30 protein-coding genes and 1 pseudogene are annotated in these 25,218 nt (G+C 38.3%); 20 read left to right on the top strand and 11 right to left on the bottom strand.

Going from position 1 to position 25,218, the window contains the following annotated elements; all coding sequences use genetic code 11:
- Positions 1-544 precede the first annotated feature (544 nt).
- The 9 genes from BOD01S_RS13325 to BOD01S_RS13290 all read left to right on the top strand — a co-directional run bounded on the left by BOD01S_RS13325 (position 545) and on the right by BOD01S_RS13290 (position 7,910).
- Positions 545-1,213 (top strand): GntR family transcriptional regulator, encoded by a 669-nt coding sequence (locus BOD01S_RS13325; protein ID WP_036159219.1) that lies wholly within the window; start codon positions 545-547, stop codon positions 1,211-1,213.
- Entirely contained in the window at positions 1,197-1,868 is a 672-nt protein-coding gene (locus BOD01S_RS13320) for a DUF2848 family protein (RefSeq protein WP_052125013.1), read from the top strand. The genes BOD01S_RS13325 and BOD01S_RS13320 overlap by 17 nt, the downstream gene beginning before the upstream one ends.
- Before the next feature lie 14 nt (positions 1,869-1,882).
- Positions 1,883-3,151 carry an MFS transporter gene (locus BOD01S_RS13315; RefSeq protein ID WP_036159218.1) on the top strand — a complete coding sequence of 423 codons (1,269 nt, stop codon included), beginning with the start codon at positions 1,883-1,885 and terminating at the stop codon, positions 3,149-3,151.
- Between the two features lie 5 nt (positions 3,152-3,156).
- Positions 3,157-3,945, top strand: coding sequence for a carbon-nitrogen family hydrolase (locus BOD01S_RS13310; RefSeq protein ID WP_036159217.1), 789 nt, complete (start codon positions 3,157-3,159; stop codon positions 3,943-3,945).
- Positions 3,946-4,106: 161 nt separating this feature from the next.
- Complete coding sequence (locus BOD01S_RS13305) at positions 4,107-4,862, top strand: IclR family transcriptional regulator (protein WP_233153055.1); 756 nt, start codon at positions 4,107-4,109, stop codon at positions 4,860-4,862.
- 407 nt (positions 4,863-5,269) lie between these two features.
- On the top strand, positions 5,270-5,440 hold the full coding sequence (locus BOD01S_RS23375) for a hypothetical protein (protein WP_156117073.1): 171 nt from the start codon (positions 5,270-5,272) through the stop codon (positions 5,438-5,440).
- Positions 5,441-5,612: 172 nt separating this feature from the next.
- Entirely contained in the window at positions 5,613-6,224 is a 612-nt protein-coding gene (locus tag BOD01S_RS13300) for a PadR family transcriptional regulator (protein ID WP_036159215.1), read from the top strand.
- Complete coding sequence (locus BOD01S_RS13295; RefSeq protein WP_036159214.1) at positions 6,225-7,490, top strand: MFS transporter; 1,266 nt, start codon at positions 6,225-6,227, stop codon at positions 7,488-7,490.
- A 126-nt stretch (positions 7,491-7,616) separates the two neighbouring features.
- Positions 7,617-7,910, top strand: coding sequence for an excalibur calcium-binding domain-containing protein (locus BOD01S_RS13290; RefSeq protein ID WP_036159212.1), 294 nt, complete (start codon positions 7,617-7,619; stop codon positions 7,908-7,910).
- Between the two features lie 280 nt (positions 7,911-8,190).
- Here BOD01S_RS13290 and BOD01S_RS13285 read toward each other — a convergent pair whose 3' ends face one another.
- A complete protein-coding gene (locus tag BOD01S_RS13285; protein ID WP_036159210.1) occupies positions 8,191-8,562 on the bottom strand; it encodes a nucleotide excision repair endonuclease in 372 nt (123 codons plus the stop codon).
- A gap of 309 nt (positions 8,563-8,871) precedes the next feature.
- Between BOD01S_RS13285 and BOD01S_RS13280 the strand changes: the two genes are divergently transcribed.
- The 5 genes from BOD01S_RS13280 to BOD01S_RS13260 all read left to right on the top strand — a co-directional run bounded on the left by BOD01S_RS13280 (position 8,872) and on the right by BOD01S_RS13260 (position 12,461).
- A complete protein-coding gene (locus tag BOD01S_RS13280) occupies positions 8,872-9,531 on the top strand; it encodes a hypothetical protein (protein ID WP_036159208.1) in 660 nt (219 codons plus the stop codon).
- 89 nt (positions 9,532-9,620) lie between these two features.
- Positions 9,621-10,199, top strand: a complete 579-nt coding sequence (locus tag BOD01S_RS13275) for a TetR/AcrR family transcriptional regulator (protein WP_036159205.1) — start codon at positions 9,621-9,623, stop codon at positions 10,197-10,199.
- 232 nt (positions 10,200-10,431) lie between these two features.
- The gene (locus BOD01S_RS13270; protein ID WP_036159204.1) at positions 10,432-11,181 is read left to right on the top strand and encodes an SDR family NAD(P)-dependent oxidoreductase; all 750 of its coding nucleotides are present in this window, start codon (positions 10,432-10,434) and stop codon (positions 11,179-11,181) included.
- A 206-nt stretch (positions 11,182-11,387) separates the two neighbouring features.
- A complete protein-coding gene (locus BOD01S_RS13265) occupies positions 11,388-11,765 on the top strand; it encodes a hypothetical protein (protein ID WP_052125012.1) in 378 nt (125 codons plus the stop codon).
- Between the two features lie 192 nt (positions 11,766-11,957).
- Positions 11,958-12,461, top strand: a complete 504-nt coding sequence (locus BOD01S_RS13260) for a PCYCGC motif-containing (lipo)protein (RefSeq protein ID WP_036159202.1) — start codon at positions 11,958-11,960, stop codon at positions 12,459-12,461.
- 44 nt (positions 12,462-12,505) lie between these two features.
- Here the strand turns inward: BOD01S_RS13260 and BOD01S_RS13255 are convergent, their stop codons facing one another.
- From BOD01S_RS13255 to BOD01S_RS13230, 7 genes are all read right to left on the bottom strand, one after another.
- Positions 12,506-13,063: a GNAT family N-acetyltransferase gene (locus BOD01S_RS13255; protein WP_036159200.1), complete on the bottom strand. Its 558-nt coding sequence runs from the start codon at positions 13,061-13,063 to the stop codon at positions 12,506-12,508.
- Positions 13,064-13,224: 161 nt separating this feature from the next.
- On the bottom strand, positions 13,225-13,881 hold the full coding sequence (locus tag BOD01S_RS13250) for a GAP family protein (RefSeq protein WP_036159198.1): 657 nt from the start codon (positions 13,879-13,881) through the stop codon (positions 13,225-13,227).
- Positions 13,878-14,639, bottom strand: coding sequence for a MerR family transcriptional regulator (locus BOD01S_RS13245; protein ID WP_036159196.1), 762 nt, complete (start codon positions 14,637-14,639; stop codon positions 13,878-13,880). The genes BOD01S_RS13250 and BOD01S_RS13245 overlap by 4 nt, the downstream gene beginning before the upstream one ends.
- Before the next feature lie 61 nt (positions 14,640-14,700).
- A complete protein-coding gene (locus tag BOD01S_RS23370) occupies positions 14,701-14,841 on the bottom strand; it encodes a hypothetical protein (RefSeq protein ID WP_169745635.1) in 141 nt (46 codons plus the stop codon).
- 141 nt (positions 14,842-14,982) lie between these two features.
- Complete coding sequence (locus tag BOD01S_RS13240) at positions 14,983-15,393, bottom strand: hypothetical protein (RefSeq protein WP_036159193.1); 411 nt, start codon at positions 15,391-15,393, stop codon at positions 14,983-14,985.
- 278 nt (positions 15,394-15,671) lie between these two features.
- A complete protein-coding gene (locus BOD01S_RS13235; protein ID WP_036159191.1) occupies positions 15,672-16,010 on the bottom strand; it encodes an ASCH domain-containing protein in 339 nt (112 codons plus the stop codon).
- A gap of 151 nt (positions 16,011-16,161) precedes the next feature.
- The gene (locus BOD01S_RS13230; RefSeq protein ID WP_036159188.1) at positions 16,162-16,821 is read right to left on the bottom strand and encodes a GAP family protein; all 660 of its coding nucleotides are present in this window, start codon (positions 16,819-16,821) and stop codon (positions 16,162-16,164) included.
- 714 nt (positions 16,822-17,535) lie between these two features.
- Between BOD01S_RS13230 and BOD01S_RS13225 the strand changes: the two genes are divergently transcribed.
- Positions 17,536-18,618 carry an acyltransferase gene (locus tag BOD01S_RS13225; protein WP_036159186.1) on the top strand — a complete coding sequence of 361 codons (1,083 nt, stop codon included), beginning with the start codon at positions 17,536-17,538 and terminating at the stop codon, positions 18,616-18,618.
- A gap of 109 nt (positions 18,619-18,727) precedes the next feature.
- Here BOD01S_RS13225 and BOD01S_RS13220 read toward each other — a convergent pair whose 3' ends face one another.
- A complete protein-coding gene (locus tag BOD01S_RS13220; RefSeq protein WP_036159184.1) occupies positions 18,728-19,000 on the bottom strand; it encodes a hypothetical protein in 273 nt (90 codons plus the stop codon).
- Positions 19,001-19,233: 233 nt separating this feature from the next.
- Here BOD01S_RS13220 and BOD01S_RS22640 point away from each other — a divergent pair.
- Positions 19,234-19,365 (top strand): annotated as a pseudogene (locus tag BOD01S_RS22640) (c-type cytochrome biogenesis protein CcsB); the annotation flags it as partial.
- A 65-nt stretch (positions 19,366-19,430) separates the two neighbouring features.
- Here BOD01S_RS22640 and BOD01S_RS13215 read toward each other — a convergent pair.
- Positions 19,431-20,855, bottom strand: a complete 1,425-nt coding sequence (locus BOD01S_RS13215; RefSeq protein WP_036159182.1) for an aminotransferase-like domain-containing protein — start codon at positions 20,853-20,855, stop codon at positions 19,431-19,433.
- Positions 20,856-20,955: 100 nt separating this feature from the next.
- Between BOD01S_RS13215 and BOD01S_RS13210 the strand changes: the two genes are divergently transcribed.
- Together BOD01S_RS13210 and BOD01S_RS13205 are read left to right on the top strand one after the other, a co-directional pair.
- Positions 20,956-21,561 carry a LysE/ArgO family amino acid transporter gene (locus tag BOD01S_RS13210; RefSeq protein ID WP_036159180.1) on the top strand — a complete coding sequence of 202 codons (606 nt, stop codon included), beginning with the start codon at positions 20,956-20,958 and terminating at the stop codon, positions 21,559-21,561.
- Positions 21,562-21,909: 348 nt separating this feature from the next.
- Positions 21,910-22,494, top strand: coding sequence for a class I SAM-dependent methyltransferase (locus BOD01S_RS13205; protein WP_233153054.1), 585 nt, complete (start codon positions 21,910-21,912; stop codon positions 22,492-22,494).
- A gap of 24 nt (positions 22,495-22,518) precedes the next feature.
- Here BOD01S_RS13205 and fosM read toward each other — a convergent pair whose 3' ends face one another.
- Entirely contained in the window at positions 22,519-22,944 is a 426-nt protein-coding gene (gene fosM, locus BOD01S_RS13200) for a FosM family fosfomycin resistance protein (protein WP_036159178.1), read from the bottom strand.
- A 739-nt stretch (positions 22,945-23,683) separates the two neighbouring features.
- Between fosM and BOD01S_RS13195 the strand changes: the two genes are divergently transcribed.
- On the top strand, positions 23,684-24,139 hold the full coding sequence (locus BOD01S_RS13195; RefSeq protein ID WP_244887317.1) for a hypothetical protein: 456 nt from the start codon (positions 23,684-23,686) through the stop codon (positions 24,137-24,139).
- Positions 24,136-25,152 (top strand): aminoglycoside phosphotransferase family protein, encoded by a 1,017-nt coding sequence (locus BOD01S_RS13190; RefSeq protein WP_036159174.1) that lies wholly within the window; start codon positions 24,136-24,138, stop codon positions 25,150-25,152. The genes BOD01S_RS13195 and BOD01S_RS13190 overlap by 4 nt, the downstream gene beginning before the upstream one ends.
- Positions 25,153-25,218 lie beyond the last annotated feature (66 nt).

Here is a 25,218-nt window from a genome sequence, read left to right as displayed (position 1 = left end):
TAAGATTGCTATTAATAAAAATGGTGAGACCGAAATAAAAGGGATACAGGATATTCTGGTTATATATAAAGCGTACCAGATATACTTAAAACATAGAGTTATGAATGGGCATAAGGAGGATCAAGAGTATAATATCGTTTTGTTTTTTTAAAATATTACCTTGGTAGAGAAATCTTAATACATAGAACAATAAAATGATTACGTATTTAATAAATTTTAGAATTGACCGAATTTTATGATCGCAGTATACTTGGTATACCACATACCAAGGAGGTGGCCAATGATAACAAGAGATGGATAAGTCTTTAAAAAATGGCTTTTTGGAAAAATAGTGATTATAAATACTCTATTTTAAATTGGTAGTAACCTATTTCTTCACTTTTTCTGGTATACCACATACCAGAAAGGGATTAAAGACAGCGATAGTAGAGACTTTAGAAGCTATAATTATTGTGTACAAATAAGATAAAAAAACACTCTATTTCGAATTGAATGAAATTGGTATTTAAAGTACACTTGGTATACCACATACCAGGAGGTTACTATGAAAAAAATAGAGACGAGTAAAGCATTGAGAGATATAGCTTTTGAGGCAATTAAGAATGCCATTTTGAATTATGAACTATTGCCTGGCCAAGCAATATATGAAAGAGATCTAAGCGAAAAGTTGGGGATAAGTAGAACTCCTATAAGGGAATCTCTATCGTTGTTAGAAAGAGAAAAATGGGTAATTTCTAAGCCGCGCGTTGGTACGTTTATTAATGAAATTACAGAAGAAAATGTAGAAGAAGTCATGGAAATACGGATGATTTTTGACCGTTTTTCACTTGAAAAAATATGTGGAAATATTACGTTGGAACAAATAAAAATTTTAGAAGACTTTATTGAGGAACAAGAAAAAAATAAAAATAATCTCCAAAAATTTATTGAATTAGATCGGGAGTTTCATTCTCAAATTGTTTTATTTGCTAAAAATGAGAGATTAGAAAAATGGTTCGAGGAAATTGGGGATCAAATAAGATGGTTTGGGTTAAAAGCAATAACTAAAAAATCGCGAATAGAAGAGACAATTTCTGAACACAAGGAAATTATAAAAGCTTTAAAATCCCAAGATATTAATCAACTTCTGATAGCCTCAAATAACCATGTCGGAAATACGAAGAATGTAATTATCAACCAATTAAGGGGGAATCCAAATGAAGAAAGAGATTAATATACATCTTTCCAATGGAGAAGTCAAAAAGCAAGTAATTGATATAAAAAAAGTAATTGTTGTAGGGTATGGGGGGAGAAATATAGAGAAAATCCAAGAACACATAGATGAATTAAGCGAGTTAGGAATTGCACCTCCACCTAATGTACCCATGATATATCCACAAAAAATAGAACAGCTTAATTTTTCTCATGATTGTCAAGGTAGCAAATATTCTTCTGGTGAAGCAGAATATATTTTATTTCATGATGGAAAGGAATGGTTAGTTACCTTGGGAAGCGATCATACGGATAGAGAAGTAGAAAAAGAAGATATTTTGAAGTCTAAACTAATTTGTGATAAACCGATTGCATCAGATTTCTGGAAACTAGCAGATTTGAAAGAAGACTGGAATAACATTATTTTACGTTCCTATGTAACTACTAATGGAGAAAAAGTTCTGTATCAAGAAGACACTTTAGAAGCACTTTTAGAAGTTGAGGTTTTATTAGAGAAACTGGACAAATTAGGAGAAAAGGAATTAGAAAATACTGTAATATTTTCCGGTACTGTACCAACCAAAAATGGTTTCATTTTTGGGGAAAAATTCGAATACGAAATTGAACACCCCATGTTAAACAGAAAAATTAGACATTATTATTCAATTATTAATTAAAGGGGGGACTTTATGTGAAAAAGAAACCAACAAAGGTAAGATGGGGATTAGCATTCTTTTTCTTTATTATTGGTGTAATCGCTTACATGGATAGGTCCAATATTTCGATAATTGCAAAGCCAATGATGGATGATTTAGGTCTAGATAAAGTTCAGTTTGGGATGCTTGCTTCTTTATTCTCCTTGGGGTATGCGTTAATTCAAATTCCGGCAGGACTTTTGGCAGAAAAATTTGGACCAAGAAAAATGATCACTTTTGCTCTAATATGGTGGTCGGTGTTTACAGGTTTGACTGGTTTAGTTAAATCTCACGGATTATTATTTGCGGTGAGATTCTTATTTGGAATTGGTGAGGGCCCGATGTTTCCAGCTAATGCTGTATTTAATACAAATTGGTTTAGAAGGGATGAAAAAGCTAGAGCATCTAGCGCTTTATTGGCTGGCTCCTACTTTGGACCAGTTATAGCTCCTATTGTTACAGTTTATATCTATCAATATTTTGGCTGGCAAGCGGTATTTTATATTTTCGGGGCTATAGGGATACTCATAGCGGTTGTATGGTGGGTGATCGCTAGAGATTATCCTGAAATTCATAAACTAGTGAATGAACAAGAAAAAGAATATATATTGGAAGGCAGAGAAATTGTTAATACTGATAAGGCTAGAGCCCCATGGAATATATTTCTAAAAAGCTATAGATTCTGGGCATTAGGACTGCAATATTTTGTTGTGTTATATATTATAACATTCTTTTTAGTTTGGTTACCCACATACTTACTTGAAGACAGAGGATTTTCTTTAACCAAAATGGGATTTGCTGCAAGCCTGCCATGGTTAGCAATATTAATAACAGTAATGACAGGAGGTATGATTTCTGACAGTCTAGTACGTAAAGGGTTTTCAAAACAAATTTCCAGATCTTCTTTAGCTATAGTAGGTTTAATTATATTTATTATTTCAATGTACCTGGCTGTTATAACTGTATCGCCCTATATGAATGTTTTATGGTTATCAATATGCCTAGGGTCATTAGGTTTTACAGTAGTATGTTCTTGGGCTTCTGCTACAGACTTAGGGAGAAACTTTTCTGGTTCCGTATCAGCTTGGATGAACTTATGGGGAAATCTAGGAGCATTTTTATCACCGTTATTATGCGGTTGGCTAGCTGAGAAGTTTGGATGGAATATCACATTGGGGCTAACTATAATTCCTGTCTTTGCTGCAGCTATCTTATGGTTGTTTGTAAAACCTGATACTTCATTATTAAATACAAATGAGGAGTGATCGAAGTGAATTATTTAGTATTCCAAATGGATTTAGAAATAGGAAAACCTGAAGAAAACAGGAGAACTATTGAAAACTGGTTAAAGATGAATTGCAGTGATGATATAGATGTCGTCGTACTTCCTGAGATGTGGTCCACTGGTTATGCTTTGGAAGAATTGAGGGAAATCTGCAAAATGGATGGTTATCAATCTATTGAATTTTTACAATCGATGGCTAAAAAGTTCAATGTAAACTTGGTTGGCGGATCAATTGCCATATTAGAAGGCCAAGATATCTTTAATCGAGCTGTTATTATAAATCGCACAGGTGAAATTGTTCACAGATATGATAAGATGCACCTTGTTCCCATGCTAAACGAGCCAGAATTTTTAAGCGGCGGTCTTAACCAAGTTGAAGTATTTGAACTTGAGGGGGTGAGAATGGGAGTTATTATTTGTTATGATTTACGGTTTCCTGAAATTATTCGTGATTTAGCATTACAAGGTATTCAAGTTCTGCATGTCGTAGCAGAATGGCCGCTTGCAAGAAAAAATCACTGGAATACGTTACTTCGTGCACGTGCTATCGAGAACCAAATGTATGTTGTTGCTTCCAATATTACAGGGACAAAGCTAGAAGTAGAATTTGCAGGCTGCTCACAAATCATAGATCCATGGGGAGACATTATTCTGAAATTGGATCAAGAAGTTGGTGAATTAAAAGCCACTTTGGATTTACATAAAGTACCGCAAATAAGAAAAGAAGTACCTATATTCGAATCCAGGGTACCGGAAATGTATAGAAAGCTATAATACAGTAGCTACTTCAAAAAATATCAATCTTTGAAGTAGCTTTTTAGACTATAGGTTTAAATATTCACGAAATGATTTAGGATAAATTAACTTGAATAAAGACTTTATTCGTAAAAGGATGGTGTAGAAATTAAAATGGAAAGGAATATACTTCTGAATTGATGAATAAAAATAAAACGGTAGTTCGTTCCATGGATATATTAAATCTATTTATTGATCATACCGAATTATCCTTTCATGAGATTATTAAATTATCAGAGATTCCAAAAACATCTGTTTATAGAATGTTACAAACATTAGAAGAGATCGGGTTTATAAAAAAGGGGGCTGACGACAATTATCGTTTAGATATGCTTTTTCTCAAATTTGGTCATCTCGTTTCCAACAGGCTAGATGTACGGAAAATTGCATATCCGATTATGCAAGGAATACATAAGGATTTTAAAGAAGCGGTTATATTAGCTATTCGTGATGGCAAAGAAGCGATTTATGTCGAGATAATTAATGAGAAGCAAAAAGTACGAATTAATACAGCAATCGGACACAAGAGCCCGCTATATGTAGGAGCATGTCCTCGAGCAATCTTTTCGTTTTTGCCAGAATATGAAATCAACGTATTCTTAGAGTCAGTCGAACTCGAATCTTACGCAGAGGGTACGATTACTGATATGGAAAAGTTATTTAAGAGGATTAAGCAGGAAAGGCAACAAGGTTTTTCAATCAGCCATTCAGAATTGGAAAATCATATATCTGCTGTGGCAGCACCAATTTACAATCATCTAGGGGAAGTCGTAGCAGCGATGGGAATTGCAGGATTTGAAGCAAATTATCAAGGAGGAAATATTGATATTTTCGTCGGTGAATTATTAAAAGCGACTATAGAAATTTCAAGACAATTAGGATACGAACAACCATAAAGAAAGTCGCTTTAACTGTTAAGAGCGCCTCTTACTTAATTGTTGAGAATTTCTTTAAAAATGCAGACGATTTTATAGAAATCTCTGTATTTCTCCAAATTATTGTGCACGTTAACTTTATAAATCAGTTTAATAATAATCCATTCCTTTGTAAAAGAGAAGGACAGCAAAAAATGGCACTGACGCATTGCTTTCATACATAAAACATTTAGCTAATATCAAATCATTATGAGCATTATTAGGTTTCGCCTTTCTTTCATCCTTTAATCTATACACTTTGCTTTGAAACAACATTCCTAGGGAAAGAACAAGATTTTATATAAAATTCACATATTTAGCTAAAGTGCAAAACTCTATTTTGATTATTTTTTCAAAATAGAGTTTTTGCGTTCACTTTTAAATAAGGAATGGCAGCATTTTCTGGTAAAGATTTATTCCAAACAAAACTGGTGTCATTAGAATGTAGAGAAGATGAACGTGGAAAGGCTTATGTAAACACCAATAGACAGTTTACACCAATTGTTGCTGGTCAGTTCAGGGGGAGATTTCCAAGAAAAAAAACAAAAAAGAATGAATAGCTAAAGAAATAACCAAAATAACAGCGAAAGGCTAAATTTTTCGGTAGGGGAAAGCTTTCAAAGTATGTAAAAAAATTTACAAATTAAGGTTAATTTTTATTGATTTTCAGAATATTTCATCATATGATATACATCAGGATGATATATCACTTTGATATATAAGGAGGAAACTATGTCAATTGAGCATTCCATACTCGCAATTTTAAGCTATTGGCCCAGCACAGGCTACGACATTAAGGCAGAGTTCGAGCACAAGGCTGCCGGACTTTATTGGGGGATGAGTTACGGAAGCATTTATCCTAAATTAAAAAAGCTCGAGGAACAAGGCTACATCTATACGATAAATGAAGAAGAAACAGGACGTAGAAAAAAACAATATGAGCTGACTCCAAAAGGGTGGAGGGAATTAGAAAAATGGCTGACTCTGACACCCGCTTATCCTGTAGTTAGAGACGAATTGCTTATGAAGATGTCTACATGGCATGAAGATATGGATGCACAGGTTTTAATCGATCATTTATTAAAAAGAAAGGAGACAACCGGAGATTTACTAGAGTTTGTTAAAAATTGGCCTACAAATGGCACTTCCTATATAAGTGATTATGGCATGCTGGCCATCCGTTACGGAGAAACCCGATTGGAAGCTGAACTCAATTGGATTGAAGAGTCAATTCAAGCGTTACAAAAAAATCAGCTTCCGCAAGGCCAGGATCCACAGGATATGACTAAAAAGCTGCTTGCAAGGCGTCGGGCAGCTGTGCAGCAAGAAGGGGTGAATGATTAGATGAAAGCGGGGATATTCAAGCCTTTAAAGGAGCGTTCCTTTCGTTCCTTATTCGGTGCACAAGTATTTTCTGATTTAGGGAACTGGCTTGATTTTTTGGCTATTCAGGTGATTGTGGCTTATCAATGGGGGCTGGATGAAACAGCGATAGCCGCAGTCATAGTAGTTATCGGACTGCCATGGGTGATTGTCGGTCCGTTCGCCAGTGTATTTGTTGATCGACTTCCGAAAAAGCACGTGATGATTACCTGTTTAATATTGAGGATTGTATTCGTGGCAGGGTTATTTTTTGCCCCTAATTTATATATTTTGTTACTTTTCGTATTTTTAAAAGGGACGGTAGCGGCAATTTATGACCCCGCACGTCAAAGTGCAATTCGGCATACCGTCTCGGAAGAGCAGTTACCTGAGGCGGTAACATTGAGCCAGCTTTCAATGAACACGATGAAAATTGTCGGTCCGGCTCTTGGCGGTGGAATTATTGCTTTTTTCGGTGCAAGAAGTCCTTTCATAGTTGAAATGGTCGGTTTTATGATAGCCATTTTGTTTTTGTTGAAGCTACCTGTATTACATGAAACCGAAGAACATAACGATAAAGAGAGCGCAAAAAAGCAGAAGTATTGGGGGGAACTATTAGGCGGATTCCGGCATATCTCGAAGACTCCATTATTAAAAATCTCTGTTATTCTATCAGCGATCGCCTTTTTCATTATATTTCTATACGACGGGCTCTTTATCTTTGTGGCACAAAAGCTTGGGTTCAGTGAAGGAGATTTCGGTGTGCTGATCAGTGCGGTTGGTCTTGGGAGTGTTGTAGGATCCCTTCTTATGGGAAATTGGACACAATGGAAACGTAAGCCGATTCATTTTATGGCTACAGCAGCCGTTTTCAGTGGTTTTCTCATTATATTGATGGGAATGGGAAGTATGAATGTTATCGAGCTGCCTCCTGTCGGCTGGATGTTGGGCGCCTTTTTCCTTGGATTGCTGGGATCAGGCGAATCAGTACCTTATGGGTTTATCCTGCAGTCTGAAACACCGAAAGAAATGATGGGAAGAGTATCGGCAGTCGCAACATCCCTTCAAACTTTCTCGATGCTGATAGCTCCGACAGCAGGGGCACTTCTCGCTAAATGGCTTGGAGTTTCCGCAGTTCTCGCAGGAGCCGGGAGTGCTACATGTCTACTTGGTATTATAATTTTGCTGTTTATCGTTAAAAGAATGAATATGCAAAAAGCAGCTACAGAGAAGCAGGTCCAGGCTTGAATCTCTCTTTTAAGATAGGAAACACAGTTTCATAAATAGTTAATAATAGTAATCTATTTATAGCAAAAAAATATGAGTGATATTTTCCTGCAGCCCCTTTATGATAAGATAACAGGGGGAATCAATATGAAAAAGTCAGTCATTATTGCAGCAGTTGTGGCACTCGGTATCGCAGCTCCAGCTGTTACTACAACGAACGAGGCAGAAGCAGCAGGTAATGTGGCCTATAAAAGCTGCAAAGAGCTAAATGCCGTTCATAAATATGGAGTAAGATCAGCTGCGGATAAGAAAAATGCAGTGAAGAGCCAAAAGGATGGAAAAATCACATACAAATCCTCAAATGCTACTGTGAATGCCAACCTTTATAAGCTTAATAGTAAGCTAGATAGCGATAAAGATGGAATTGCCTGCGAAAAATAACTGGAAAGGAGGTGTTCGAGAGTTCTCGGACACCTCTTTTGTAATGAGGGGAAGTACCATAAGCAGCTAGTTATTATGTAAATAAACTGTAAAACAAAAAACTGCCATAAAATAGGATTCTTACTAAATAGAAGAGAAATGGATGTTCCTTAATAATATTATTATGTTAACTAAATAACATGAATATATTTGTTCAGAAAAAAACACAGAGAGCATTGTCTCTGCGCTACGCTGTATGATATCAACCAAAAGTTTTTGGCGAAAGGAGACAGGTCAGTAATTAATAGAAAACCTTCTCCGTGTTGTATTTAGCACGTAAAGTGTTGATCGCATAAGTTTCGTAAATTTCACGTTCCATTGGATCTTCAATTTCATACACTTCGATTTTAAAGATTTCATCACGGTGATTTTTCATAGGGGATACATTATCCTCGAAATGCTTTTTGATACGTTGACGGATTTTACGCGCTTTCCCAACGAAAAGAAGCTCATTTTTCTCATTATAAAAGAAGAAAATGCCGCCTTTGTCACGCGTAATTTTATGGAAGTCGATAAACCCGAAATAAGGGGTAATTTGTACATCGCCAGGTTTCAAAACCTGCTCGCGCTGACGGATCACAAGGTCTGGTTTTGGTAGTTCAATTTTAATCAAAATAGTCACGTCCTTATACGTAGTAAAAGCTAATTATAACATATATATATTAGAATGCCTATTCACGAACAAATAATGAATGGAAAAATTTAAATGTAGGAAGAAGATCAAAATAGACTTTATTACATATTATCCGACTTTAATTACTTATTTATTTCATAATCACGCCCCACATAAATCAACGAACAAATAAACTACACGCAAAATCATCTAGGGATTTTATATTTTCTTTGAAAGAGTAAGGAAAGTCGTGCAGGTGGAAAGAATTAATAAAGAATGATTGGGTATACAGGTAATGGAGGTGTTGTAATGGACTCTTTTATTTTCGGTTTATTTGCAGTTGGTTATGTACTGTTAGTTATTTGGGGACTGCGCTCCAATAAAAAGTGGACTTTGTCTAGTATGATCTATTTGGTTGCTGCAGCACTCATTTATGATAATACTGTTTATGCGCTTGGTATAGCTATAGGTGAAGGACCTATTCTAGAAACTCTAAACTTGCTCCGCTTTTGGTTCCACGCGTTGTTTACGCCAACTCTCATTTTATTTTCTGTATGCGCCATGTCTGGTGCAAATATTAAATGGGCTCAACAATCATGGGTTCTATTAATTGGTGTTTTATTTACGATTACCGCAATGATTGTTGAATACACAATGGAAATACACGGACTTATTTTAGAACCTATAAAAGAATACGGAGCTTTAAGCTATACATTTGCCGGAGAAACATCCGGTCCGCCGGTTATGATCCTTATGGTGCTTTTCGCTCTGCTCACTGCCGGCATTATGCTGTGGTGGAAGGCAAAATGGCCTTGGATGCTTGTCGGTACAGCCGTTATGGCTTTCGCCAGTGCTGTTCCGCATCATATCGACAGCAATGCTATTACAAATGCCTTTGAGCTGTTTCTATTATTTACGCTTATCTGGACAAAAAAGAAGCTAGATCTGAAAGAGATAGCGGCAGCATAATACAGAACCATCATTTACTGCTCAATTGACTTTTAAAAATGGGCTAATTAAAATGATGAGGAGCCATTGCTAATTTTGGAGGTATCGCATTGAACCAGAATCAGTCTAGAGAAAAAATATTATTAACAGCTACACGGCTATTTTGTTTAAGAGGTTATCATGCAACAGGGTTAAATCAAATTCTGAAAGAATCTGGGGCGCCAAAGGGATCTCTTTATTATCATTTTCCTGAGGGGAAAGAGCAACTGGCCATTGAAGCAATTACGATCTCAAGAAATCTTGTTGCAGATAAATTAAGAGAAAATTTAGGAACTGAGGAGCCTCTTAAAGCTATTCAACAGAATTTGCAAATGCTGGCAGGGATATTTAACTCAGAGGAACGAGTACATAAGGAATGGTTTTCCGTTGTCCCGTTTGGTTTAATGGCAGCTGAGTCAGCTTTTGAAAATGAGGCAATGCGCAAAGCTTGCAAGGAAACCTTTGCTTGCTGGGAGAATATTTATGTTGAAAAGCTGCAGGAACATGGTTACTCCGAAGTAAAGTCACGAAATATTAGTATCTCTCTCATCGCCATTATTGAAGGCGGCGTGATTCTTGCATTAACACAAAAATCCGGACAGCCATTACTACAGATCCAATCGGTCATTCCGTTTTTATTACGTAATTAATAAATTGATATCACGATACACTCCAAAGAATAGTAAAGGAATCTATCGGTGGACACATTCTACACAACGCTACTCACGCTAATTTATAAGCACCACTGCCTGTAAGCTAAAGGAAGTGGTGCTGTTTTATTTAATGGAGAAATTGCTGTTTAAAATTATGGTGATAAGTTTTAGCAATTTTTTTTGAGGAAATAATGAATAGGCAGGACAGTACTCTCAAGGAGGTTTAACCATGAGTAAAACAGCAATCATTACTGGCGGCGGAAGTGGTTTAGGACAGGCAACTGCCGTACGTTTAGCACAAGAGGGCGTAAATATCGCAGTAGTAGATGTAAGTGAAAAAGGTGGAAATGAAACAGTTGAGCTGGTGAAGAGGGCAGGTGCGGATGCCGTTTTCATAAAAGCAGATGTATCAAAGGCTGCAGAGGTAAAACACTATGTTGATCAAACTGTAGAGCATTTTGGTTCGATTGACTACTTCTTTAATAATGCAGGTATTTCTGGAAGTGGGGCATATTATTTAGATTCTTCTATTGAAGAAATCGAAAAAATTGTCGGTATTAACTTGCTCGGTGCGTTATATGGTGTACGCTATGTGGCAGAAGTGATGCTGAAAAACGGCGGTGGGTCTATTGTCAATACAGCATCAAGCGCTGGGGTCATCGGTCAAGATTCCGTTGTGACATATTCTGCAACAAAACATGGGATTGTCGGCCTGACAAAAAGTATGGTAGCGGAATATGCCAAGGATGGCCTGCGTGTTAACGCCATTGCCCCGGGACCAACAGAAACGCCAATGGTAAAAGCATTCTATGAAGCAAATCCCGAAATGAAAGAAAATGCCACAGCAGGAATCCCTCAAAAACGATTGGGTACAGCAGAAGAGGTAGCGGAGCTTGTAGCATTCCTTCTGACTTCCAAGGCGCAGTATATTAATGGGGAAGTCATCCGCATTGATGGCGGATTTACAAATGTTAAGTAATATATTTGCTGTAGTCCAGTATAGTGTAAACTCTATACTGGACTTTTTGTGATATCATGTAGGCTTATCCTGTCAAAAGCTATAGAGACAAATATGATACAATGAAACAGGCTGCTATATGACACCTTTACGGATTCAGTCTATCAAAAAACTTGCCTGCCTGTTGAACTGAAGCAGAAGGAATAAAAGAAAGGGAGGATTGATCCTTGAGGAAAAAAGCGACGAGCTATATCTTACTTGGTCTATCACTAGGCGTTCTACTATCATCTATTTATCATAAAATTTATCTATCACCATCTAATTCAATCGAAATGTATCGTGCCATCTATAATACAGATGAGTATGAGCAAGTAAAACAGCTAGTAGCCGGGGAAGGAACGGAAGCTTTTTCACAGGCTGATTATGAATATATCCGCAATGTGAAAAACCATCCACAGGAGATTTCCCAGTTTACGGTGCTCGATTTTCAGGACACAGCCTATTTAATTAGAACAACACCAGGTACCGAAAAGCTGAAAATTATCCAAGTAAATGAATTGCCGGCTGATCTGCAAGCATATTTTCAGGAGCTTGGAAAGAAATAGCTTTAGAACGAAACCACCTTTTAAACAATCGGCATTTTTACATACAAATAAGCTGAACAGGTACAAGCCATTCATCAGAAACGTCATAAAATAGACATCCTTTCCCTTGTCATTTCGCATATATAGTTCCACATTCTATTACCAATTCGGTATGATAGATATAAGGATTTTTAACATATAAGGAGAATTTAAATGAAAAAGTGGTCATTTTTATTAGCCGGAGTGCTCTTACTGGCTGCCTGTAATAACGAAGATGCAGCAACTTCAGAAAAAGAGGCTATAGAAGCAGCCGGAGCTCATGCAGGACATGATTATGCAGTAGGGGATATTCAGGAAGAGACAGACAGTGCATCAGTATTACCGTCATTTTTGGACAATCAAACAGATTTGATAAGAGCAGCTTACCAAATCGCGGGCCAAGCACCGGAAGTATTGGAATGGATACCTTGCTATTGCGGCTGCGGAGAATCAGCCGGGCATAAAAGCAATATGAACTGCTTCATACAGGAAGTAAAGGAAGATGGGAAGATCGTTTGGGATGACCACGGTACCCGTTGTAATGTTTGCATTGAAATTGCTGTCAACTCGGTAAAGATGCATAAGGATGGAAAGTCATTGAAGGAAATTCGTCAAACAATTGACGAGAATTATAAAGATGGCTATGCCAAACCGACAGATACAAAAATGCCGGCATAAAAAGAAGCCCTCGTCTTTACTGGCGGGGACTTCTTTTACATTCTTCATTCTTTTAGGCTGACCTCATGCTTTAATAGGGAATACATATATAAATCATCAAACTTGCCGCATGTATACTCATAGCTTCGAAGCAGGCCTTCTTTCATAAAGCCCTGTCTTTCGAATAATTTCTGGGAGGCATAGTTAGCCGGCTCAATCAGTGCTTCCAGACGCTGGATTTCTAAATTGTTGAAACCGTAGTGGATGACGGCCTGCAATGCTTCACTTGCAATACCTTGATGCCAATAGTCTCGGCTGAGTTCTGTACCGATTTCAATACGGTGATGTTTCGACACATAGTTTAAAAAGCCGCAGCTCCCGATTACCTGTCCGTCTTCCTTTAATGTAATACCCCATCTAATCCCTGTTCCCTCTTTAACAATCGACTCATACCAGGCAATCTCATCCAATGCATCAGAAATCGATTGAAAAGGCTCTAAACCCATATGCTGCATGACATTCTGGTCTGATAAGTACGTCAGCATGCTTGCCGCATCCTCTGGCGTGACTTTACGTAATAGCAATCGTTCTGTTTCTAATACTGGAAAAGCAGCTGTTTTCATTTTCTGCGATTCTCCCTTCAAAATAATAAACAATCTATCTGAAACGAAATTACCAATATATTGTAGCATAGTAAGGAGAACCCGCGGAACAACTTTGGGATAATAGAAGATTAGTCATTCCTGCTGAAGCAGTATCAGTAATTGAATACCTTAATCGTATTTTATAAATAATCCAACGTATTCAGCATAAGAACGACACCGATAATACTCATCCCCCATGAAAGCGGGGAATCTTTACTTGAGTTTAATTTATTCCGTAATGCTTTTAAAGGTTTTTGCAGCCAGCCGGCAAAGAGCAAGTGGAGGACATATAAAACAATTGGCGGTATTAGCATAAGAACGTTATAGCCGATTAGGATCGGCAGCCATTCCCATACAGCTAAATCAGCAGTGACCATTAGCCCAATCGCTGCAAAATAGGGGATGGCCATGCCCATTTCGAGCAAGGCAGTTGTTATACCGAGACCGAACATAGTCAAAATACCGGCGGAAGCTGGTATGACAGGTGATTTCCCATTTTGTTTCGGGACATAAAAGCTGCCGATAAGTAAAAATAAGCCTATAAGAAATATAATCCAGTTCAGTAATTTACTTTGGAGGGCATCTTTTAAAAAATTAAGGACATATTCCAACCCGAACATTAAAACGAGCCCGCAAGCAAAGTAAATACTGCCTATCGTTAAAAGGTAGACGAATAAACGACTGGCAATTTTCCGAGTATCATTTAATAGCATATAAACAGTAACACCGAGGGCGGTAGGGCTCAGCATATCTAATACAGCTAAGCCGCCAATCATATAAAGTAATGAACTGCTCAACCTCTTTCACCATCCGTCTGATGGCTTGCTTCATACACAGCGTAGGCATCCTTTATAAATTCCAGGACTGTTAAATCAATCGGATACATTCCGATTTTTTGTGACTGTTCCGGGGACATTCGGATATTCCAAAGCTTATTGATAAATTCCTCTTCTTCCTTGAACATATTCATCCGTTTTTCATCCATTTTATGAATAATCATCTGTACATGAGGAGAGTGCACCCCCTCATGCATACACCGTTTAAGCTGATCAATGAGGCTGATCCATTCTTGAGTATCTGCTGAATTATTGGCCAGATTTGGTATTTTCTCTAAAAGGGTCATTTCATTCTCCGTAAATACGTTCTTTCGAAATTGCTGTCTTATTTCCTGATGCTGGGCTGAGAGCTGCAGAAGATTTTGGATAGCACGGTCCTCGTTATTGCCCTCTAAAGAGATACTATTAATCAGTTCCCGTAAGGCACTTTCCATATCAGCTAGTTTCTGCTGTTCCTCCAGGACAGAGGCCAATTGTTTTTCTAAGCTTTCTCTCCAGTTCCAATCAGGAGAGTCCAATATTCTTTTTATTTCTTTAAGCGAGAAGCCACCTTTTTTCAAGAATTGTACTTGTTGAAGACGCTTTAACTCATCCACAGCATATAGACGGTGTCCGCCCTCTGTTTTAGAAGCGGGTTGTATAAGCCCGAATTTATCGTAATACCGGAGCGTCCTTACTGTGACACCCATTAATTCAGCGGCTTTATTAATATGAAGCATAGAAGTCATCCTTTCATCAAGTAATGGTTGCAGCAAATAAATAAGAGCCAAAAGAAACAGATTAAGGATGGTTTTTACCTGCCAAATATTGTAGAAGAAAGCCTATACCTAACCCGATTAACACAAATTGAAAGGCGTTCCCTGTCAGCAAACCAATACCTGCTCCGATAATGACACAGCCATAGAGTAGTAGATCATTCATTTTCACCTTTTGATAACCTCCATTTATTTCATCGATGTCTATCAGCTATCAATAAGTATAATAAATGACGTTGCGTCAGCTTCAAGCATTAAAAGGGAATTTCCTTAAAATAAGAATGTAATCAAAAAAAGAGAGTAGCGATCAAGCTTGGCTAGTGTTGCGCATCCGGAGCTGGATAAGGACATACACTACCCAATAGACTCCCGCACATAAAAAGGCGAATGCTGCTAACGGCATTGAAAAAATAAGCTGCAGGCCAAATAACGGCAGAATGAAAAGGATAAAAAGCGGATACTGAACGGAGCTCAGCATATCCAGAAATATAAAATCTACCATAAAAGATTCACTCGAAAGCAGAAAAGCGGTTAATAGGCTTCCTGCACCAGCAGCAAGAAAGACTCTTTTTCCTTGTAAACAGACTAACAACACAAGATATATGCCAGTAGTAATAAGCCCCCATAAAGTCGGCTCCATATCGGGATACTTTAAGCCTGCCAAAAAGTTTGCTGCAACGGCAAGTAAAAAAAAGAAACATACGAAAAAACGTGTCATTCGATACCTCCGCAAATTTTACATGTTTAGTGTAAATTTACACTAATTGAATCCACGCTGTAAAGTATATGTTGAAATCAATTTTATTTTGTAAGGATAGGCTGCGGGGGAATAACTGAAAGTCAATTTAAGGAAAAATAGCTGATTTTACACAGAGAAAAACCAGCTATTTTGAAACAAAGATTGTTTAAATAGCTGGTTTTTATTTTCATTTTGTTTAAAAATAATTATTGATTACCGCAGAATGCAAATCCTTAACCTAATGAAATAACTTATCTTTAATATGTAATCCTAATCGCTAATGCTCCCCATTCTTTTTCCTGCTCAGGCGAGTAAATTTCATATGTTCCATCTACCATTTCTTTCATTGTCCAGCCTTCGCAACCAAAGTCATCGAAAGGAATTTCATTGTACATTGCTAAAAATGTATCGTACGCTTTAAGTTCTACTACTTTTACCTGCAATATTTCATCCCGTTCAGGTACCTTAATGAATTCAATTGTATCTTCGGCCTTTATCCTTCTCCTCTTTTCATCATTTAAACGTACTTCAACTTGTTTCTTTCCCTCTTTAATTGATTGGAAATACTCTCCGTACAACCCCATTTGATGTATCATTTATTTCACCTCTACTACATATTCATATACTTCTCCTTATTATACTATCCTGCTGCGTTAACTAAAGTACGAATGATTGATAGTTGTCCAACGAATAATGAAGAATAGGGCTCATTTTAATCTATTGCTTCTTTCTAAAAGTGAATTTTAATCAAAAAAAGTCAATACAAAGGAAAATCAGCAACAGCCCAAACATACTAATGAACCAGGAAAGGGAGGTGTCCTGATTGCTTTCCACCTTTGCCCGCCATTTTTCAAAGCGCTTGTACTTGCCATTTGAAAAGAAACGGAAAAACAAATAAAGCAATATAGAGGGTACAATCATCAAAAAATTATAAGCGACAAGAATCGGGAGCCACTCCAGCCATGTCAGCTTGGCAGAGGTCATGAGTCCTATTGCCGCAAAATAGGGAAAAGCGGTACTTACCTCTACTAATGCAGTCGTAAAACCAATGGCTACCATAGAGTACATATTATTTAAAATAGGCATTTTCCGTTTATTTTTCTGTTTTCTTCTGCGTGACAAATAAAAGCCGCTGATAAAGAGGGCAACACCGATTAACAGTAATCCCCAACTAGTCAAATTATCTTGGAAAATATCGCTTAAAAAACGGAGAATATAGCCGAGACCCAACATTAAAAGGAAGCCTACACCAAAATACAAGCTCGAGACGGTAAGCAGATAAACAAATAAATGTCTTGTGACCTTCTTTTTCATCGTAAGCAGCAAGTAAAGGGTAATCCCTAAAGTAGCAGGCAGCAGCATATCAACGAAAGCCAGACCTGCAATAATATAGAGTAAAGTGCTCATAGATCCTCTCCTTTAAAGAAATAAAAAATAGCCCTTTTTTTAGTCAGAAATTTTGCAAAGTAAACTATCTTCCAATAGAAACGGGGGGATACTTTTTCGTACGCTATAGAACCGGCTATTCAGAATATGAAGTTAAAACTTTCATTAGAATCATCTCGCCCGGTAGTCAGTAACAAACTTTTACTATCTGACCGTCCGTTTTCCTGTCCTCCTTATTCATAGGAAAGAGCCTAAGAAGAAAAGATTTTTAAGCATGGAGCATTTTAAACAGTCTATATATAACTATAATTTTATAATATTCTAATGTAATTTAGAGTTGGATTAAACGTTTCGCCTGCATATCAACCATCCCCATTTAGTTCTTTACGCTGCCGTTTCAGCCTCGAGAATGTCGGTCAGCACAAAAACATTTCAAAGCGATATGATCAATTTATTACCATGATTTATATAAACTGTAATAGAGATATAGGACTTATCACCTTTATGTAAATCCCCTGTACAAAACGAAGGGACAAATGGTACTATTTACTTTATAATTTTAGAAACTTGATAGTTTTATTGCATTTCTAAAATTGTTCATTTTAGATTGATGTCCAGCAGATAGAAAAGAAGAGGGCTAGAGCATATTCAAATCCTTTTTATTGCATCTTTTTAAGGAACTATTATTTGGCGAAGCTGTGATTCGTCTTATTTACAAATTGAGGTCATTTATAATTGGAAAAACAAAAGGAAAAAATTGAGTCACTGAAGTTTATGCGTGTGACAGCTATGCTGCTCGTTGTTCTGATTCATGTCACGGGAGGGGCCTTAGGGAAGTTATCTGTCGATGAGCCGCTCTATTTTATCTACTTATTGCTTAATCGTTTCACCCGTTTTGAAGGAGCGGTATTCGTGTTTCTAAGTGGACTGTTGTTATTTTATAATTATGCTTCACGTCCCTTTACAAGGAACACATGGGGAAACTTTTATAAAAAGCGCTTTTTATATATATTGGCGCCATTTTTTGTATGGTCCATTTTTTATGAATGGTTTGCGCTTTATATTGATTTGAGGACATATGAGGGAATCGGTCCGATTGTCCAAAGCATTTTCACCGGACATTCATTCTACCAATTGTATTTCATTCTTATTTTAGTGCAGCTTTATTTTTTATTGCCCGTATTCATTTACTTAGTACATAAATTCCATTGGTTTAAAAAGTACCTGCCGCTCATAGGGATAGCGATTGAAGTGGTGATGCAGACCGTAATGAAGCATTACGGCATTCATTTTGGTTTCCCGTTGTTTACCGTATATATTGCCAGTTTCTTTTTTGGAGGCTGGGTAGGGATATACTATTCCAGGCTGAAAACGGAATGGACAAAACGCCGCCTATTGCTGGCCGTTATATTTACGACAATACTTGGCCTACTTTACACCGTTCTTTATTATTACCGTAATATTGTTGGTATACAAGACATACCGTATATTCCGTTCAAGCTGCTGTCCGTTGTCTATTTTCTAGCTGCCTGTTATGTTTTGTTTAAAGTGAGTATCTCACTTGAACAGTATGGTTCTGCTCGGCTGAATAAATGGGCAGAGCATTTACGAATTTATTCCTTCGGCTTTTATCTGGTCCATCCATGGCTTTTATATGTGTGGCAGCAAATTTTACTGCCGGAAACGACTGCTCAATATCACATCTATATGCTAATCCGGTATATTACCGTTTTAATCAGCTGTTATTTGTTCATACGTGCTGTCCATCGTTTATTCCCAAGAGCATGGATGCTGTTTGGCAAGCTGCCGCAAAAATGAAGAACGCAAAGAAAATGCCGCTCGCACATGAGGGGCATTTTCTTTTTAACTATTGGATTAAATTTTGCTTCGGATTATTCCATAAAGCAATCAGACATACCCAATTACTTTACTTTTGCTTTTTATTTATCAAAGTCGATAGAACTTCTTGAAATTTCCGTTTATCTTTTTCACTCCTAAGTACTTTATCAAGATTTACGGCACCAATAACATAGCGTATTTCCTTGTTTTCCAGAAAAAGATCTTTATGTTGCGAAAAAAGCTTCTGAAACCATTCTTCGTCCCTTAGCTGCTTTATATTACGATTAATTTTTTCTTCCGTAGGGTAAGTATCTTTTCCTCCCCAAAGTGTAATGAGGGTTTGTACTATTTCGCTAAGCATCTAATTAACACCTCCTTTAAAAGCTATTGCGGCTAAAAGATACAATCCGTTCCCAAACTATTAAAAAATTGCTGTTCGGCGTCTCCGTCAATTTATTATTAAGTTTTACTCAATGAGAAGGAAAGACATATTCAATTATTACCTTTTATGTATGCATCATTTGCTAAGCTGTTCATCGCCTGTTGTAATGAACTGATTAACCGAAAAGAAACAGGACATGTACGTCCGTTAGACTGCACCTTCGTTTATCGAAAGGATGGGAAGGAGAACGAACAGCCTGGCTATCAATTATTGGCTTTGGCCTTATTGTATTTAACCAAGTGTTCGTCAATTTAGTGATTGCCGGTCTCCATTCATATGCTTAAACTTTCTTTACGCGAGGGAAGAAAATGACAGCAGGATATAGAGGAGAGCAAAACCGCTTTATTTGTTACAATCCGTTTACTTCCCCAGCAAGTATGTTTAACCCTTTTCTTAGATCGGCTTCTGAACAGTACGAAAAGGATAAACGTATATGATAAGCATCATTTGGCCAGTAGATATAGCCGGGATTGATCAATACGTTTTTCTTCAGTAATTTCATAAACAGCTCGGTCGTTACAATCGGCTTATTGAATTTCAGCCAACTATAAAAGCCGCCCTGCGAAGGAGCCCACGTGGCAGTATGCCAGAAATACATCTTTAATAATTCTTCCATTAACGCGGCTCTGCTTTTCAGCTCATGCTTTAACTGTTCAATATGTTTTTCATACATGCCTGAACGTAGCCAATAGTCCACAATTCGCTGCGAGATTGCGCTCGATCCGTAATCAATTTGCATCTTAATATCTGCCAGCCTTTGAATGACAGGAGTAGAAGCGATCACCCAGCCGATGCGCAGGCCGGGGCTTACTGTTTTTGAGACGCTGCCGATATAGATGATTTGACCTGACTTGTCCATTGATTTCATCGCAGGTGTTGTTTTCCCAAAGACTAAATCAGCGTACACATCATCCTCTATTAATGGGATTTGAGCTGTTTCACAAGCATGATAGAGACGCTCTTTCTCCTCGAAAGTCATCGTCGCTCCAGTAGGGTTGTGAAGGGTAGGGACCGTATAAAGAATCGATTGTTTTTTCCGACTGATCTGCTTTATTAATTCTTCTGGCTCCGTATTTTCAGGGATATTCGATAAATTCACTCCAAATGACTGAAACAAATGAAGGGAATTCAAATAGGAAAATTGATGTTGGAACACCACAGAGCCGGGTTTCAATAATCCGAGGGCAATAAGCTGCAGTGCCTGCAACCCTCCTGATACGATGCATATATTCTCTGGTGATGTATCGATTCCGCGCTTTTTTACATAATGGCAAATTGCCTGCCGAAGCGAAAAGCTCCCTTGAGGGGAAGAGTAGCCGATCATTTTTCCGTCCAAAGCAAGATGCTGCAGCGACTCCTGGATACCATCTGCCGGTAATAATGATGGACTCAGTTCACCCGTTCCTAAACGGATAATGGATTCTTTTTGCTCAAACTCATTAATCAGCTGAATCGTTTGATAGTTTGCTTTATGTATACTCGACTCAATATACTGCTGCCAATCAGGCTCCTTTTGCTTCATTAAGACATGCCAGGAATCATTCGCTACATACGTGGCGGCACCTGCTCTTGAAGCTAATAACCCGTCAGCCTTTAATTCATCTATCGCTTCTTGCAGTGTACTCCGGTTAACACCGAGCAATAGGGCAAGCTTGCGCTGTGGTGGCAGTTTCGTGCCGATTGTCCACTCTCCCTGCTGGATTTGATCTGTCATCCACTGGACAATCTGCTTTGATATACTAATAGATGAAGCTCGATTTGGCTGCCAGTTCATTATTCTTCTCCTTCATAATTGGATGGGTAAAGTCCCATCCAATTGGACCTTTTTTTCTATTTATAACACATGTAGGATATAGAAGGAAGGAGATGAGTGGATGGAACCGATTATACATGGTGTTTTACTCGCATTTGGTCTTATTTTACCGTTAGGTGTGCAAAATATTTTCGTTTTCACACAAGGAGTCAACCAGCCAAGTCTCACCAGGGCCCTGCCTGCTGCCATCACAGCAGCCGTCTGTGATACACTCCTCATAATACTGGCCATTTTAGGGCTGTCATTAATCGTTTTACAGTTTGAATGGCTTCGGGTAGTTTTATTGGCTGGTGGGATTGTGTTCCTTTTTTATATGGGGAAAGTCATTTGGTCATCAGGAGCAGCCAATATGAAGGGTGAGGAAGCATTGCCTATGAAAAAGCAAATCCTGTTTGCCCTTTCTGTGTCATTGCTAAATCCTCATGCGTTGCTCGATACAATCGGGGTCATTGGTACAAGCGCCATCAAATATAACAGGCAGGAGTTGCTTTACTTTACAATTGCCTGCATTTTCGTATCGTGGGCGTGGTTTTTCGGCTTATCGATATTAGGAGCTTCAGCAAAGATGATCAATATATCTACCCGCGTATTCGTCTTGTTTAATAAATGTTCGGCACTATTTATTTGGGGAACAGCAGTCTATTTAATAACAAGTCTCTTTCGTTAAGTGCTGTTATTATCTCGCCAAAAAAGGTCATAATCTCGCCAATACCAGTCATTTATTTCGCTAAATAGAAAAATGATTTCACCTATAACAGAAGGATTTTCGCTAACCACATTACATAATACTTATCGGAGCTTACTTGAAAGGGGAATATAAGATGAATTTAATAAATCCCGAAACCTTGAAATCCTGGCTGCACCCGCATTCCGTTGAATGGTATGAGCAGGTAAATAGTTTACAGGGTACATATAGCTATCCGTGGCATTCAATAACCCCAGAGCCGAACGGAGAGTCGATATTTGATCAAGAGGCCATACAATCTATTCAACATCTCAAAGTACTCGATGTCGGTTGCGGACATGGCGGTTCACCTTACAATGCAGTTTATACGCGAAGGAGATCGTCGGTTTTGATATAACGGAAGGGTTTGTAGATATTGGAAAGAACAACAGCAGGTCCAATGTTTCCTTTATAGTTGGCAACACAAAGAATGGATTACCTTTTAAAGCGGGAGAATTCGACGTTGCTTTTATAAGAAAAGGACCAACTTCCGCTTATCCGGAGCTTAAAAAAGCAGTCAAAACTGGGGGAACGATTCTTGGCCTGCATCCCGGTGATGAGCAGGGGAAAGAACTGGCTGGCCTTTTCCCCGGCCTTTTCCAACAGGCATCTGGTACCCCGGTTTTAGATACCATCCGCGAACGGCTTACCCAAAGTAAGTTTCAATCCGTTGAAATAGAAACCGTTAACAGCATCGAATATCTGATTTCACCTACAGATGTTATAAAGGTAAGGTGCTTTGGCCAAAGCCAGGAGTTGTTTGAAACTGTCCTTGAAGCAAGCCTGTCAGATATTACAAAGATATTTGAGCAGCATGCGGGTACAGAAGGGCTGCCGATCACGTTTTCCCGGTATATTGTACGGGCAGTATCATGAGGGGGTATTTATAGACTGTTAGTTTCAATCTTCGAAGAACTCCATATGTGTTTTTTCTTTATTATAGTAGTCTAATCGGTCCTGCAGTGTACCGGTATGAAACTCAAATTTATGTCCGTCCGGGTCGGTAAAGTAAATGGATTTTTTATCTCGTTCATCTCTTTTCCGACCTGCTAATATATTGACGTCCAGTTGTTCTAATTTATTATAAACCTCGTCAAAATCAGCTGCTTCTATAGTAAAAGCGATATGTGTATAAGACTCGCTGATTTCGTTACGTGGTATATCTTTCTCTTCATTAAGCGCAAGCCATAGCCCGTTTAAGTCAAAATAGGCTGTCGTTCTCCCTTTCACCAGCAATTTGGCGTCAAATACATCCGTGTAAAAGGCAATTGACTGCTCCAAATCAGAAACAGAAAATAATAGATGGTTAAGACCTTTGATTTTCATTCATTTTCCTCCAGAATATTGTTTCATTTTTTTCAAACTAGACTCAACTCTTTCATTGATAAAAGCTCTCCATAATTAACTGTCATTCAACCCTTTTCACTCTTCTGTTCGATAGGGAAAATGAATTTTATCAGCCTTTTCTTTTACTGTAAAATACTGTTGGTAAAATGTAAAGAAAGGGGTAGCTTCAGGAAAATGAGGATGTACACCGTTAAAGAAATTCCCATATTAAAAAGCCTAATTTCTCTATAAAATGAGAAATTAGGCTTTTTTCATTGCTGCGTTAAAGCACCCGATTGTAGAACAACGAGTACCTATTGGTAATTCATACGAGTTTCCATCTTGAGTCTAATTGATTATGCTGTATTCTTAACTTTTCCCCTTGTTCTTCCTTACTTGGAGACTAAAAATACCTGACAAGAAATTTAGCTCTAAAACAGGCTCGAAGGTGAAGGCCGACCCATAACTAACCGCCACGCCTATAAGGTAAGTATTTACTTTTTTTCAAAAAAGGGGTATTCTATAGATAGCTTAGTAATAAGCAAGTTCCTGACACGAAAGGAGATGTTTTTTAATGGCAACTACTAATATGGTGGTTTGGTCTTAAAACTGAATAGTAGGCATACGCGAAAAAAACGGGAAAGTGCCCGTATTATTTGGTATGCCATTTTTAATGTAACCTTTCGTGAATATTGCTGTTTGCGTGATACGATGAAGGTCGTATCTTTTTTGTGTCCTGATGCCGCGCGACAGCAGCTTCTTTAGAGGCTGCTTGCGTGGCATTTTTGCGTCCAAAAAAACAACATTAAAGGAGCTAACAAAAATCATGATTGATTTAAAAACCTATGGCTACACAGATATAAAAGCAATTCCCGACGAATTATTGCCTGGCAGGGTGATTGAACTACAACGCGAGCGCCTCACTGTCGTGACCGAGTACGGCGAAATAACGGCAGTACTTAAAGGAACGTTTTATCACAGTGCGGAAGCGCGTGTAGACTTTCCGTGTGCCGTTCTTGCTGCACTTGCTGATGGTTCGTTGCCGCTTGAACGGTGGAAGCAATATATTGCCCATCAGCATGAGAACAAGTATGTTCAAGGAAAAACAAGCTATCCCATCGACAAGAGGACTCGAAATAAAAGGATTAACATGCAGAGCAAGCAAACGGGGAGAAACGGAGGGTGGAAGAAATGATTATTAAATATGAAACGCTGATCTATGCCTTAAGCCGACAGTTCAAGAAGGATATCGTCTATGCCGACTACCAAACCACGCAATTACAGGGCGGAACTGTGGGAAATGTGTACCTAATAACGGGGAACGCTGAAACCGTGGATGATGAAAAGTTGCCATACCGTATCGTGCTAAAAATTCAGAAGGAATGGGAGCGTTACGGAGATCCAAGTTCATGGCGACGAGAATATGACTTATATGCGTCCGACTTGGGTGCGACGTTTTCGGATGCCTTCCGCTGGCCAACATGTTATCATTCCGAGATCAATGCCGAGGAAAATGAATTCCAGCTATGGCTGGAATATATCGATGGCGTAACCGGTTTAGATTTGACCGGTGATATGTATGAACAGGCTGCGCTAGAGTTAGGACGCTATCAAGGCAAACTTTATTTGGAGCAACCGGCTGTATTGCAGAGTCTGAACAACCTGAGTCATACAGATTTCATGAAGAATACGTATCTGCATTACCGGTCATGGCCGGTCGTCTACAATTATATACGTTCGGAAGACTGCGAATTGCCGCAACACTTACGGCAAATGCTCATCGACATCGATATGCACGCAGACGAGATACTAACCCGCATAGAAAGACTGCCCCGCGTGCTTTGCCACCGGGACTTCTGGGTGACCAACCTGATCTATGCGGAAGGGAAAATCGCGCTCATTGATTGGGACACATCCGGATGGGGTTACTTGGGAGAGGATCTTGCAAGCCTGATTGCGGATGAATCGGATATCAATCACATGGTCGAATACTACCAGCGATGCGTCCCTGCGTATTATAAAGGATTTTCACAGTACGTGGATGTATCCCATATCGCTGATAACTGTGTCTATGAGATGATCCTTCTCGTATTCGGGTACAGACTTGTGGAATCGTATCTCTACGCAGAGGACGATGAAGAGAAGACAAAACAAGTTCTTACGCTCCAAAAAATCTATGAAATGAAGGCCATCCCTTTGCAGGATTGACTCTAAAAAATGAAACTCCAAAAACCCTAGAAGATAGTGAGTTTTTGGAGTTTCTTTCATTACTCT

The organism is Lysinibacillus odysseyi 34hs-1 = NBRC 100172 (genome assembly GCF_001591965.1).
Taxonomy (GTDB): Bacteria; Bacillota; Bacilli; order Bacillales_A; family Planococcaceae; genus Lysinibacillus_B; species Lysinibacillus_B odysseyi.
This window is presented reverse-complemented; position numbering and strand designations above follow the sequence as displayed.